This is a genomic window from Actinoplanes auranticolor (assembly GCF_018332655.1).
In the GTDB taxonomy this organism is placed as follows: Bacteria; Actinomycetota; Actinomycetes; order Mycobacteriales; family Micromonosporaceae; genus Actinoplanes; species Actinoplanes auranticolor.
Window position 1 is genome coordinate 68228 of sequence record NZ_BOQL01000017.1, and the last position, 12259, is coordinate 80486.

Here is a 12259-nt window from a genome sequence, read left to right on the forward strand (position 1 = left end):
CCGTGCAGTTGATCAGCCCTCGGGCCGGTTCAGCAGCCCGACCGCGATCGCATGGACGGCGTCGAGGTCGGCCGGGTCCTTGACGGTGGTCTTCGCGCCGGTCACGGTGTACCACTCGTCCGCGTCCTTGTACTGCGCGCGGATGGTGACCTGGTCACCGGCCAGCTCGGTCAGGAGGGTCACCTCGCCCGTGATGACACCGACCTCGTCCGTCATCACTCCGCCCTGACCGGCGACGATGTCGGTCGTTCGGCTCGTCGCCGTGGAGGCGGGAGCCGCGGGGGCGGTGGCGGCCTCAGGTGCAGCGGCCTCAGCTGCGGGGCCGGGCTCGGGGGCGGCCTCCGTCCCGGCCGCGGGCGCGGTGGGCTGAGCCGCGGCCGGAGCGGCGGGCTCGGTGGTGGTCTCGGTGGCGGGCTTGGACTCGGTCATCGGCACTTCTCCAGCATTTTCTTCAGCTCGGCCTTCTCCTCGGTGGTGACCGTGAGCTTCCACCGGCTCTTCACCACGATCCAGTCCTGAGCGTATTGGCACCACGAGCCGGTCTGCTCGGGTTTCCAGGTCGACGGGTCCTGGTCACCCTTTGACCTGTTCGACGCCGCCGAAACCGCAACCAGCTGGGGATCGTCCAGATCGTTGGCGAACTCCTCGCGCTGGTCCGTGGTCCAGGCGGCCGCGCCCGAGCGCCAGGCGTTGGCCAGTGGCACCACGTGGTCGATGTCCACCTTGCTCGGGTCGGTGATCTTGTCGCCGTCGTAGACGCTGACCCAGGTGCCCGCGACCACGTTGCAGCCGGAGACCTTGACCTTGGTGCCGTCGCGCTTGAGGACCGTGTCGCGGATGTCGCAGTTGCTGCCGGTGCTGTTCCAGTGCGGGAACTTGGCCCGGCTGTACCCGCGCATCGAGCCGGTCTTCGTGACGACCTTGAGGGCGTCGAGCTTCCGGCGAGCCTCGGCGGGATCGGAAGTCGTGGCGGTGCCACCGGTCGAGTCCGAGCCGGAGCCCGAACCGTTCTCGGCGGGTATTTCGCAACCGGCGGCGACGGTCACGGTCAGCAGGGCGGCAGCGACACGCAGGGTCCACAAAGGAGTGATACGAGGGGGCACGAAGTAAGCGTATGCGGCCTACGCCCGCTTGGCGCAACTCGTCATCCGTGCCGGGTTCGTTCCGCGCGCCGCCCGGGTGAACCTGGGCGGCGCGCGGAACAAATGCTCAGCGGACGCGGTTGACCGCGCTGGTCACGGCCTTGACGGAGGCGGTGACGATGTTGGCGTCGAGCCCCACGCCCCAGACGGTCTGACCGTTGACCTCGCACTCCACGTACGCGGCGGCCTGGGCGTCGTGCCCGGAGGACAGGGCGTGCTCGGCGTAGTCGAGGACCCGTACCTGGATGGACAGCGGCTGCAAGGCCTGCACGTACGCGTCGATCGGCCCGTTGCCGACCCCGGCCAGCGGGCGCCGGGTGTTGCGGTGCCGGATCTCCGCGTCGATCTCGACCTTGCCGTCCACCGTGGCCGTGCTGTAGCGCTCCAGCTCGATCACGCCGAACTGCTGGTGGTCGACCAGGTACTCGCCCGCGAAGATGTCCCACATCTGCTGCGGGCCGACCTCGCCGCCCTCGGCGTCGGTGAAGTGCTGCACCACGCCGGAGAACTCGATCTGCAGCCGTCGCGGCAGGTCGAGCTTGTGCTCCTCCTTCATGATGTACGCCACCCCGCCCTTGCCGGACTGCGAGTTGACCCGGATGACCGCCTCGTAGCTGCGGCCCACGTCCTTCGGGTCGATCGGCAGGTACGGCACGCCCCAGGTGAAGGCGTCCACGTCCACGCCGGCCCCGGTCGCCTCCTCCTGCAGCGCGCCCAGGCCCTTCTTGATCGCGTCCTGGTGCGAGCCGGAGAACGCCGTGTAGACCAGGTCCCCGGCGTACGGGTGACGCTCGTGCACGGGCAGCTGGTTGCAGTACTCCACCGCGCGCTTGATCTCGTCGATGTCCGAGAAGTCGATCATCGGGTCGATGCCCTGGGAGAAGATGTTCAGCCCCAGCGTGACCAGGTCCACGTTGCCGGTGCGCTCGCCGTTGCCGAACAGGCACCCCTCGACGCGGTCGGCGCCGGCCAGCACGCCCAGCTCGGCGGCGGCCACGGCGGTGCCCCGGTCGTTGTGCGGGTGCAGGCTGAGGATGATGCTCTCGCGCCGCGGCAGGTTCCGGTGCATCCACTCGATCGAGTCGGCGTACACGTTGGGGGTGGCCATCTCGACCGTGGCCGGCAGGTTGATGATCAGCGGGCGGTCCGGGGTCGGGTCGATGACGTCGATGACCGCCGAGCAGATCTCCAGCGCGTACTCCAGCTCGGTGCCGGTGTAGGACTCGGGGGAGTACTCGTAGAAGATCTCGGTGTCCGGGGTGTGGATCTCCGCGTACTTCTGGCAGAGCCGCGCCCCGGTCGTCGCGATGTCGGTGATCCCGGCCTTGTCCAGGCCGAACACGACCCGGCGCTGCAACGTCGAGGTCGAGTTGTAGAAGTGCACGATGGCGCGCTTGGCCCCGCGGATCGACTCGAAGGTGCGGTCGATCAGGTGCTCCCGGCACTGCACCAGCACCTGGATGGTGACGTCGTCCGGGATCAGGTCCTGCTCGATGAGCTGGCGGACGAAGTCGAAGTCGGTCTGGCTGGCGGCCGGGAAGCCGACCTCGATCTCCTTGTAGCCCATCGCGACCAGCAGGTTGAACATGCGCCGCTTGCGCTCGGGGGACATCGGGTCGATCAGGGCCTGGTTGCCGTCGCGCAGGTCGACCGCGCACCAGCGGGGCGCGGCCTCGATCCGGCGGGCCGGCCACTGCCGGTCCGGCAGGTCGACGGCGAACTGCTGCTGGTAGGGCTGGTAACGCTGGAACGGCATCCGGCTGGGGCGCTGACGCGCGATGGGGTCGCCGGTTACATCCGTGGAGGAAGACATGGTGAGGGCTCCTGAAAAGTGGTCAGTTCCGAGGAACGACCGGCGCGCGTCAACTCCGCGACGAGGTGCCGGCCTGGGATGGGGCCTCGTCGCGGCAGCGAAGGAGAAGCGCCTGCCACATGTCGAACGTCACCCTACGTGATCATTTTGGACCTGCCCAACCCTACGCCCGGATGGTGGGAAGCGGGAGCTCAGGCGTACGGCTTCACGCGGACGGTACCGGCTCGGACGGCACCACCGGCTGTTCGATCACCGGCGGGGGCGGCGGGGCGTCCTGGCCCAGGGGCTCGCCGCCGGTCACCGGGCCGGGCAGGTCGATCGACGCCGGCGCCGCGGCCGGCGCACCCGCGATCCGCAGCGTGCCGAACTTGACCCGGGCCGCGGTGAGCAGGCCGTTGTCGGCGTAGCAGTAGATGCCGACGTCGACCGGCGCGGACAGCGAGGCGGAGATCGTGTCGATGGAGAAGCACCGCCCGGTGGAGCCCTGGAGCGGCTGGGCGGCGGTCACCGACAGGGCCGACTGGCGGTCGGTGAAGACCGGCAGCCACTGCCGGAAGACCCGCTGCACCTTCGGGTCGTACTCGCGGGGGACCTTCTTGCCGGCGTCGGCCACCCGGACGCAGGACGGGCTGACCGGGTTGGTCGCCGAGGGGATGGCGCACTGAAACACCCCGGCCGGGAGCTGCGCGATCGACACGTCAGCCGTACCGCCGAGGGCGCCGGACGGGATGTCCACCCGCCAGGATCCGTCGACCGCGACCGTCGCCAGGACCGAGCGCGGGGCGAAGCCCGGCGTCTCGAGCGTGTACATCGCGGAGAAGCGGTGGTCCTCGGCCAGCGCGGCCCGCGCGGCCAGCGCGACCCGGGCGTCCTGGTCCGGGGCCGGGGCGGACGGCGGGGGCGACGGGGTCGGCTCCTGCGCGGGCGCCGAGTCACCGCAGGCGGAGACGCCGAGGGTGAGCAGGGCGGCGGCCAGCGCGGGCAACACACGCTTGGCGGGGCGGGAGCGCATCGAGACATTCTCGCCTCTCGTCGCCCGGACCGGTCGTTGCGGGCACCGGAACCTTTTCCCGGCGTGTCGTACGTCGCAGCGGCCGGAATCTGGGATCGCGTGTCAGCGATCGCGACGCCCGCGGCTAGTCTGGTGGCGATTGACCGACTGGCGCCGCCGGGCCGCTGATCTCCTGGCCAGGCGGCGTCGGCACGTGTGGGGTGGAAAGGAGCCGGCTGCCGTGGCCCTCGTGGTGCAGAAGTACGGCGGTTCGTCCGTCGCTGATGCCGAGCGCATCAAGCGCGTGGCGGAGCGCATCGTGGCCGCTCGCAAGGCCGGTGACGACGTGGTCGTCGTGGTGTCCGCGATGGGCGACACCACCGACAACCTGCTGGACCTGGCCAACCAGGTCAGCCCGCTGCCGCCCGGCCGTGAGCTGGACATGCTGCTCACCGCGGGCGAGCGCATCTCGATGGCGCTGCTGGCGATGGCCATCCACAACCTGGGGTACGAGGCCCGGTCCTACACCGGCTCGCAGGCCGGCGTGCTGACCACCTCGGTGCACGGCAAGGCCCGGATCATCGACGTGACCCCCGGCCGGCTGCGCACCGCGCTGGACGAGGGCGCGATCGCCATCGTGGCCGGCTTCCAGGGCGTCTCGCAGGACACCAAGGACATCACCACGCTGGGCCGCGGCGGGTCCGACACGACCGCTGTCGCGCTGGCCGCGGCGCTGCACGCCGACGTCTGCGAGATCTACACCGACGTCGACGGCGTCTTCACCGCCGACCCGCGGATCGTCCCGAACGCCCGGCACATCAAGCAGATCACCTACGAGGAGATGCTCGAGCTCGCCGCGGGCGGGGCGAAGGTGCTGATGTTGCGATGCGTGGAGTACGCGCGCCGGTTCAAGGTGCCGATCCACGTACGCTCTTCGTACTCGAACAAGCAGGGCACGCTGGTCACCGGATCGATGGAGGACGCGGGAGTGGAACAAGCGCTGATCACCGGGGTCGCCCACGACCGCAGCGAGGCGAAGATCACGATCGTCGGTGTGCCCGACGAGCCGGGCGCGGCCGGCCGCATCTTCGAGACCGTGGCCCAGGCCGAGATCAACATCGACATGATCGTGCAGAACGTGTCGACCGAGGGCACCGGCCGCACCGACATCTCGTTCACGCTGCCCAAGGCCGACGGCCCGACCGCGATGGCCGCCCTGGACAAGATCAAGGAGCAGACCCGCTTCAAGTCGCTGCTCTTCGACGACCACGTGGGCAAGGTGTCGCTGATCGGCGCCGGCATGCGCTCACACCCGGGTGTCGCCGCGTCGTTCTTCGCCTGCATCGGCGAGGCCGGGGTCAACATCGAGATGATCTCGACCTCGGAGATCCGGGTCTCGGTCGTCTGCCGCGACAGCGACCTCGACACGGCGGTACGCGCGGTGCACGACACGTTCGAGCTCGGGGGCAACGAGACCGCGGTGGTCTACGCCGGGACCGGCCGGTAAGCACCGGATGCCGCAGCAGCAGCCCACGCTGGCTGTCGTCGGAGCCACCGGCTCCGTCGGCACGGTCATGCGTGAGCTGCTGACCTCGCGCCGCAACGTCTGGGGCGAGATCCGGTTGATCGCGTCCGCCCGCTCGGCCGGCAAGGAGCTGTCCTGCCGCGGCGAGCAGCTGGTCGTCCGGGAGCTGACCCCCGAGGTCTTCGACGGCGTCGACGTGGCGATGTTCGACGTGCCCGACGAGGTGTCGATCCAGTGGGCGCCGATCGCGGTGGAACGCGGTGTCACGGTCGTCGACAACTCCTCGGCGTTCCGGATGGAGACCGACGTCCCGCTGGTCGTGCCCGAGGTCAACCAGGAGGAGCTGCGGCGCCGCCCGCGCGGCATCGTCGCCAACGCCAACTGCACCACGATGGCCATGATCATGGCGATCGCCCCGCTGCACCGCGAGTACGGCCTGCGCGAGCTGGTGCTGGCGAGCTACCAGGCGGTGTCCGGGGCCGGCCAGGTCGGCGTGGACACCCTGCACGACCAGCTGATGAAGGTGGCCGGCGACCGGACACTGGGCTCCCGCCCGGGCAACGTCCGCCAGGCGGTCGGCGACGACCTGGGCCCGTTCACCGCCCCGATGGCCCTGAACGTGGTCCCGTGGTCGGGCGACCTGGCCACGGACGGCTGGTCCTCGGAGGAGCTCAAGCTCCGCAACGAATCCCGCAAGATCCTCAACCTGCCGGCCCTGAAGGTCTCCGCAACCTGCGTCCGGGTCCCGGTGGTGACCGGCCACTCGATCGCGGTGCACGCGGTCTTCGGCTCGGAACTGGACGCCGAGGGCGCCCGCCAGGTCCTGCGCAACGCCCCGGGCGTGATCCTGGTCGACGACCCGGAAGCGGGCGAATACCCGATGCCGATCGACGCGGTCGGCACGGACCCGTCCTGGGTCGGCCGCATCCGCCGCGCCATGGACGACCCGCGAGCGCTGGACCTGTTCATCACGGGCGACAACATGCGCAAGGGCGCGGCGCTGAACACTGTGCAGATCGCGGAGCTGCTGGCCGCGGAGATCGCCAAGGGCTGACCGGCCACCTCGGTCGCGGCAGCCGGTCCGTCCCGCGTCTGCGGCGTTCCGATGGACAGGGTCAGCGGACGCTGACGGCCGATGCCGAGCGGGCCACCTCGTCCGCCGCGCTGATGACCAGGCCGCGGGTCTGGCCGGCCAGGGTCACCTGTTCGCCCATGACCGAGGAGGCCAGGCGCTGGGCGTCGGCCACCGAGCTGAGCCGGCTCGTCATCCCCGACACTGCCGCACCGACCGCGGCCGCGCCCGTGGTGACCTCGTTGACTGTGGACTCGATCCGGGCTGTGGCCTCCGCGGTCTGGCCGGCGAGCTGCTTGACCTCGCTGGCCACCACCGCGAAGCCCTTGCCGACCTCGCCGGCCCGGGCCGCTTCGATCGTCGCGTTCAGGGCGAGCAGGTTGGTCTGGTCCGCGACCGCCTGGATCAGGCCGGCGATCGTGGCGATGTCGGCCACCGAGGTCCGCAACTCCTCGAGCGACTTCAGCGCCACGTCGGCGTCCGACAGGGTCGTGCCGACCTGGTCGCTGGCGTGCTCGACCATGCGGGCCACGTCCGACAGGGCCGATTCGAAGCCGCTCAGGGCCTCGTCGGCGTCGGTGCGGAGGCGGGCGCCGGTCTCGCTGGTGTGCTGCAGGACGTCCTCCAGGCGGACGGCCATCTGCTCGGCCCGGTCCAGCTGGGATGCGGCCTCGGCGCGGGCTGCCTCCTCGCGGCGGGCGGCCTCGTCGGCGGCGGCGCGGAGCAGGCCGGCGTTCTCCTCGGCCTGGGCGGCCTGCCGGCGCTCGTTCTCGCGGCGGGCTTCGGCGTCGAAGTGCCAGTACGTGACCTGGGCGGCGGCCATCGCCAGCACGAAGAAGGTGTGCAGCAACGCGCGGCCCAGCACGCCCTCGGCGCTGTGGTCGGTGTGGGCGAAGACCAGCTCGGGAGCGATCAGGCCGACGCCGAAGTGGTGCGCGGCGACCAGGAACACGGCCAGCGCGAAGGCGATCCACTCCTGGTAGAGGCCGATGAGGGCGATCACCACGAAGAAGTGGAAGTGCAGGTCGATCATTCCGCCGCCGGCGTGCACGAGGGCGTCCGTGGCCAGCAGGAAACCGACGCTGGTGGCGATGGCCCGGCCGCGCTGGGTCGCGGCCGTGCCGGAGATGACCCCGCAGACCAGCACCGCGCCGAGGACGCCCAGCAGCAGGGTGGCGTGGTGTCCCGGGCCGAGCTCGCCGGTGAAGAAGCCCAGCGTGAGGATCACCGGCACGTGTGTCCACAGCAGCAGCCGTAGCACGCGGTGCCGGGCGGCGAAAGCCTGTTCCGACAGGGTGACGTCGGGAACGAGACGGCTGAGCAGGGTCATCGCTGCACCTTTCACATGGCGGGGTCCGGGATCAGGATGTGCCGTCCCCGGTGTCCGGCCGTAGCCCCCCGGTTGCTGCCCGAATTAATCCTTGAAGTTTCTTTACAAATACCTTCGGATCTAGTTGAGTCGATGTAACTCCCCGCTCTTCTCGCACCAGTGCGCGTCCCCCGACGCACGGAAGGTGAGCCATGTCCAAAAAACGGCTCCTATCGATCGTGGCCACGCTCAGCGTCGCCCTGGCCGGCGCCGCCGCGGCTGTACTGCCCATGACGGCATCGAACGCGGCCGAGGCCTGCGTCGCCGCCTACAACAGTTCGGCGGTCTACACCGGCACTCAGCGGGCCTCGTACAACGGCCGCAACTGGACCGCCAAGTGGTGGACCCAGGGTGAGGCGCCGAGCACCGGCGGCACGGGTGTCTGGGCCGACAACGGTGCCTGTGGCGGCGGCACCACGCCCCCGCCCGGCAACACGACCTGCAACCACCCGAACTGGGTGGCCGGCCAGTTCTACCCGGCCGGCTCGATCGTGCGGTACACCAACGGCGGCTACTACCGGGCCAAGAACGAGAACCCGGGCTACGACCCGGTCATCAGCACCTGGTACTGGGAGCCGTACACCTGCTCCGGCGGCGGCACGACCACCCCGCCGCCCGTCGGGTCCGGGGGCTTCCCGGTCAGCGAGGCGCAGTTCAACCAGATGTTCCCGAGCCGGATCCCGTTCTACTCGTACGCGGGCCTGATCGACGCGGTCAAGAAGTACCCGGCGTTCACCAAGACCGGCAGTGACACGGTCAAGAAGCAGGAGGCCGCGGCCTTCCTGGCCAACATCAACCACGAGTCCGGCGGCCTGGTCTACGTCGAGGAGATCAACCAGGCGAACTGGCCGCTGTACTGCGACCGGTCTCAGTCGTACGGGTGCCCGGCCGGGCAGAGCGCGTACCACGGTCGCGGCCCGATCCAGCTGAGCTGGAACTTCAACTACAAGGCGGCCGGCGACGCGCTCGGCATCGACCTGCTGAACAACCCGGACCGGGTCAAGAACGAGGCGTCGATCGCGTACCAGACCGCCGTCTGGTACTGGATGACCCAGCGCGGGCCGGGCACGATGACCCCGCACGACGCCATGGTCAACGGCCGCGGATTCGGTGAGACGATCCGCAGCATCAACGGCTCGCTGGAGTGCAACGGCGGCAACCCCGCCCAGGTGCAGAGCCGGATCGACGCCTACAACAGGTTCGCCGGCATCCTCGGCGTGAGCCCGGGCGGCAACCTGTCCTGCTGATCGTCACTCAGGGGCGGGAGGGGGTACGGTCGCTGCGGCCGTACCCCCTCTGCCGTTTGTCCTGCTCAGAGCGCGAGCTGCGGCCGGGCCGGGACCCCGACGACGGCCGGGCTCACCGACCGGGCGGGCAACTGCTGGGGTACGGTGCTGGGCACGAGCATCGACTCGAGCGCGGGCGCGATCGATCGGCGCTCGTTGATCTGGATGAGTCGCGCGGCCCGGGCCAGTGAGCCGGTCTCGCCGTCGCGGAAGCCCTCGCGGTAGCCCTTCTCGTAGCGTTCGCCGCGTCCGAGGGCGCGGCCGAGGGCGAAGCAGGTGGAGCCGGCGAGGGCCAGGAGGAAGAGCAGCGCGAAGGGTGTCACGACAAGCCTTTCAGCGAAATTAATGGCCTATAGCCCGCAAAATAGCCGAAATGGGACAGGCTTCATGCGCGCCCGCAGATCAACTACGCGTACGGGTGACTTTTGTTTGCGGCGGTCCCCGGCCCCCGGCGGTGTCGCCCGCACCGGGCCTGACAGGCTGTTCTCTTGTGACTGACTCTGACCTTGCGCGGCAGGTCCGCGACGTGAGCCGGCTGACCGGCGAGTTCGTGCTCCGCTCCGGCCGCACCGCCACGGAGTACTTCGACAAGTATCAGTTCGAGGCCGACCCGGTGCTGCTGGACCGGCTCGCCGAGCAGATGGCGGTGCTGATCCCCGAGGGCACCGAGGTGCTGGCCGGGCTCGAGATGGGCGGTATCGCGGTGGTGACGGCCCTGGGCCGGCACGCCAAGCTGCCCTGCGCGTTCGTCCGCAAGGAGGCCAAGAAGTACGGCACCGCGCGCCTCGCCGAGGGCGCCGAGGTAGCCGGCCGCCGGGTGCTGGTGGTCGAGGACGTCGTCACCTCCGGCGGCCAGGTGGTGATCTCCACGGGCGAGCTGCGCAAGCTGGGCGCGCACGTCGACCATGCGCTGTGCGTGATCGACCGCCAGGAGGGCGGCGCCGAGGCGCTGGCCCAGGAGGGCATCAAGCTGCGGGCGCTGCTCACCCGGGCTGATCTGTCATAGCGAGCACCCACTCCAGGTAGGCGGGATTACCGCCCGCTACGGGCAGGGCGAGCACGCACGGTACGTCGTACGGGTGCTCGGCATCGGCCCGCGCGACGATCCGCTCCACCAGTGAGGCCCGCGTGTGCAAGGCGACGCGGGCCTCCGGCTCGTCGTGCACCGCACCCTCCCAGCGGTAGACGGACCGGATCGCGGTGGTCTGATGCCCGCAGGCGGCCAGCCGGTCCTCGACGAGGCGGCGGGTGAATCCGGCCAGCCACTCGCCGTCGGCAGCGGTGACCACAACCTCACAGATCTGTTCGTCGCTCATGGTGAGGATTCTGCCGTTCGGCGCACCGGCCGCTGTCCACAGTGCCGCCGCGGTGCCATGCTCGACGGGTGGTGATCGATCTCGGCGACGCTTCCGCCGTACCGGAGACACCACCATCTCCCGGCACCACCCGCCGGCGGCCGACGGCCCTGGGTCTGGCCGTGCTCGCCGTGCTGGCGCTGGCCGGATCGGCGCCGGCCGAGCCACCCCGGCTGCGTTCGATCCTGGTCACCGACGACCTGGCGGGCGCCTTCACGCTCGCGCCCTCAGCCCTGTTCACGTCGAGCTTCGTCGGCCGGCAGGCCCAGGTACGCCGGTATTCGCTGGCCGACCGGTCGGTCCAGTGGACCACCGCCCTGCCGCAGTCCGTGGGCGACCTCGAACTCACCGACGCCGGCGTCCTGACAGTCGTCTCGCCCGAGTACACCCAGGTCTCGTTCCTCGACAGCGACACGGGCACCCTGCTGTGGCGGCGGACCTCGGGCGCCACCACGGTGCTGAGGGTGATCGGCGACAGCGTCCTGATGACCTCGACCCACGCCAGATCCGAACATGCCGTCCTGGAGCGAACCAGCCTGCGGACCGGGCAACCGCTGTGGTCCCGCCGCCTCGACGCCTTCGGCTACCTCGACGTCGACGACGCCGGCGGCATCCTCACTGTGGACCAGCAGGGCCGCGCCGCCGTGCTGGACGCCGCCGACGGTGCGGTGCGGGCGACCGCGGACCTCGGCTTCGCCTGGGATCCGCAACGGTACGTCGGGGACGGCGGCACCGTGCGCTTCGAGACGTACGGGGACCGGCTGTACGTGACCCGCCGGGAGCGCGGCGTCGGATCCGTGACGGCGTACCGGCTCACCGACCTCCGGCCGTTGTGGCGCAGCCCGGCGAAGATATTCGGCCAGCCGACGGAGTGTGGCGCGTCCTTGTGTGTATCGACGGTTTCGGGCATGACGGTGCTGGACGCCGGCACCGGCGAACCACGATGGATCAGCACAGGCTGGCGGTCGGGCCGCGATTCCGTCGCGCTGGGGATCCCCGGGCCGCCCCGGCTGCTGGTCATCGGCGTCGGGAGAATCCCGCGGCGCGCCCTGCTCGATCCGGCAACCGGCCGGGTGCGGTCGATGCTGGGCCTCAGTGAGCAGGTGGGTGCTCTGCTGCTGCGGCTGGACACGGCGGAGCCCGGGCGCACCTGGATCCAGGAGGTCGGACCGGCCGACGAGGTACGGACGATCGGCCGCCTCGACGGCATGTCCCTGGAACGCTGCCTGGCCGTTGCCGCCTACCTGGCCTGCGCGAACCGCAACGGGCCGGCGAACGTCTGGCAGCTCACGCGTGATAGCTGAGGTTCAGCACGAAGGCGGCTATCGAGGTGGTGAGGAAGACGGCGGGGCCCACGAGCTGACGGGAGCCCACCCGCAGATGCGCGATGAACGCACCGACGAAGTAGAGGATGAGACCGGCGGCGGCGAGGGCGCCGAGCAGCGGTACGGCGAAGCCGGCGAGCAGCCCGAGTGAACCAGCCGCCAGGCACCAGCCCAGCCGGGGCACCCACGACCGCGGAACCCGCTTCATGTCGGCCTGAGTCTTGGGAAAGTCGTGGCCGATCAGATAGAAGACGGCGGCGGCGCCGGTGAAGACAGCGCCGATGATGGTGACCGTGACGTAAGCAGCGAACATGAACGTCCCTCCTGGGCTCGATACGAACAGGACGAGCCGGCCCGGCGGAATGTGACGCCATCCAGCTG

13 protein-coding genes are annotated in these 12259 nt (G+C 70.3%); 5 read left to right on the plus strand and 8 right to left on the minus strand.

Annotation, left to right across the window (positions count from 1 at the left end; genetic code table 11):
* Positions 1-12 precede the first annotated feature (12 nt).
* The 4 genes from Aau02nite_RS08715 to Aau02nite_RS08730 all read right to left on the minus strand — a co-directional run bounded on the left by Aau02nite_RS08715 (position 13) and on the right by Aau02nite_RS08730 (position 3967).
* Positions 13-429, minus strand: coding sequence for a hypothetical protein (locus Aau02nite_RS08715; protein WP_212987804.1), 417 nt, complete (start codon positions 427-429; stop codon positions 13-15).
* Positions 426-1103 carry an HNH endonuclease family protein gene (locus tag Aau02nite_RS08720; protein WP_246595002.1) on the minus strand — a complete coding sequence of 226 codons (678 nt, stop codon included), beginning with the start codon at positions 1101-1103 and terminating at the stop codon, positions 426-428. Before Aau02nite_RS08720 ends, Aau02nite_RS08715 begins: the two co-directional genes overlap by 4 nt.
* Positions 1104-1209: 106 nt before the next feature.
* Positions 1210-2955, minus strand: a complete 1746-nt coding sequence (gene leuA, locus Aau02nite_RS08725) for a 2-isopropylmalate synthase (protein WP_212987805.1) — start codon at positions 2953-2955, stop codon at positions 1210-1212.
* Between the two features lie 205 nt (positions 2956-3160).
* Positions 3161-3967 (minus strand): hypothetical protein, encoded by an 807-nt coding sequence (locus Aau02nite_RS08730; RefSeq protein WP_212987806.1) that lies wholly within the window; start codon positions 3965-3967, stop codon positions 3161-3163.
* A 220-nt stretch (positions 3968-4187) separates the two neighbouring features.
* Here Aau02nite_RS08730 and Aau02nite_RS08735 point away from each other — a divergent pair, with 220 nt between their 5' ends.
* A complete protein-coding gene (locus tag Aau02nite_RS08735) occupies positions 4188-5453 on the plus strand; it encodes an aspartate kinase (RefSeq protein ID WP_212987807.1) in 1266 nt (421 codons plus the stop codon).
* Between the two features lie 7 nt (positions 5454-5460).
* Positions 5461-6525, plus strand: a complete 1065-nt coding sequence (locus tag Aau02nite_RS08740; RefSeq protein ID WP_212987808.1) for an aspartate-semialdehyde dehydrogenase — start codon at positions 5461-5463, stop codon at positions 6523-6525.
* A gap of 61 nt (positions 6526-6586) precedes the next feature.
* Here the strand turns inward: Aau02nite_RS08740 and Aau02nite_RS08745 are convergent, their stop codons facing one another.
* On the minus strand, positions 6587-7873 hold the full coding sequence (locus Aau02nite_RS08745) for a methyl-accepting chemotaxis protein (protein WP_212987809.1): 1287 nt from the start codon (positions 7871-7873) through the stop codon (positions 6587-6589).
* Positions 7874-8064: 191 nt separating this feature from the next.
* On the opposite strand from Aau02nite_RS08745, the gene Aau02nite_RS08750 reads away from it, so the two are divergent.
* Positions 8065-9159, plus strand: a complete 1095-nt coding sequence (locus tag Aau02nite_RS08750; protein ID WP_212987810.1) for a glycoside hydrolase family 19 protein — start codon at positions 8065-8067, stop codon at positions 9157-9159.
* Between the two features lie 65 nt (positions 9160-9224).
* Here Aau02nite_RS08750 and Aau02nite_RS08755 read toward each other — a convergent pair whose 3' ends face one another.
* Entirely contained in the window at positions 9225-9521 is a 297-nt protein-coding gene (locus Aau02nite_RS08755; RefSeq protein ID WP_212987811.1) for a hypothetical protein, read from the minus strand.
* A gap of 167 nt (positions 9522-9688) precedes the next feature.
* On the opposite strand from Aau02nite_RS08755, the gene pyrE reads away from it, so the two are divergent.
* On the plus strand, positions 9689-10204 hold the full coding sequence (pyrE, locus tag Aau02nite_RS08760; RefSeq protein ID WP_212987812.1) for an orotate phosphoribosyltransferase: 516 nt from the start codon (positions 9689-9691) through the stop codon (positions 10202-10204).
* Here pyrE and cutA read toward each other — a convergent pair.
* On the minus strand, positions 10182-10514 hold the full coding sequence (gene cutA / locus Aau02nite_RS08765; protein ID WP_212987813.1) for a divalent-cation tolerance protein CutA: 333 nt from the start codon (positions 10512-10514) through the stop codon (positions 10182-10184). The genes pyrE and cutA overlap by 23 nt on opposite strands.
* A 68-nt stretch (positions 10515-10582) precedes the next feature.
* On the opposite strand from cutA, the gene Aau02nite_RS08770 reads away from it, so the two are divergent.
* The gene (locus Aau02nite_RS08770) at positions 10583-11857 is read left to right on the plus strand and encodes an outer membrane protein assembly factor BamB family protein (RefSeq protein ID WP_212987814.1); all 1275 of its coding nucleotides are present in this window, start codon (positions 10583-10585) and stop codon (positions 11855-11857) included.
* Here Aau02nite_RS08770 and Aau02nite_RS08775 read toward each other — a convergent pair.
* Entirely contained in the window at positions 11841-12191 is a 351-nt protein-coding gene (locus tag Aau02nite_RS08775; protein ID WP_212987815.1) for a DoxX family protein, read from the minus strand. The two genes, Aau02nite_RS08770 and Aau02nite_RS08775, sit on opposite strands and share 17 nt — an antisense overlap.
* Positions 12192-12259: the final 68 nt, after the last annotated feature.

Bases quoted from the DNA above. Each gene is read 5' to 3' on its own strand.
- Aau02nite_RS08715 (WP_212987804.1), bottom strand. From the start codon at position 429: ATGACCGAGTCCAAGCCCGCCACCGAGACCACCACCGAGCCCGCCGCT.
- leuA (WP_212987805.1), bottom strand. From the start codon at position 2,955: ATGTCTTCCTCCACGGATGTAACCGGCGACCCCATCGCGCGTCAGCGC.
- Aau02nite_RS08730 (WP_212987806.1), bottom strand. From the start codon at position 3,967: ATGCGCTCCCGCCCCGCCAAGCGTGTGTTGCCCGCGCTGGCCGCCGCC.
- Aau02nite_RS08740 (WP_212987808.1), top strand. From the start codon at position 5,461: ATGCCGCAGCAGCAGCCCACGCTGGCTGTCGTCGGAGCCACCGGCTCC.
- Aau02nite_RS08745 (WP_212987809.1), bottom strand. From the start codon at position 7,873: ATGACCCTGCTCAGCCGTCTCGTTCCCGACGTCACCCTGTCGGAACAG.
- Aau02nite_RS08750 (WP_212987810.1), top strand. From the start codon at position 8,065: ATGTCCAAAAAACGGCTCCTATCGATCGTGGCCACGCTCAGCGTCGCC.
- cutA (WP_212987813.1), bottom strand. From the start codon at position 10,514: ATGAGCGACGAACAGATCTGTGAGGTTGTGGTCACCGCTGCCGACGGC.
- Aau02nite_RS08775 (WP_212987815.1), bottom strand. From the start codon at position 12,191: ATGTTCGCTGCTTACGTCACGGTCACCATCATCGGCGCTGTCTTCACC.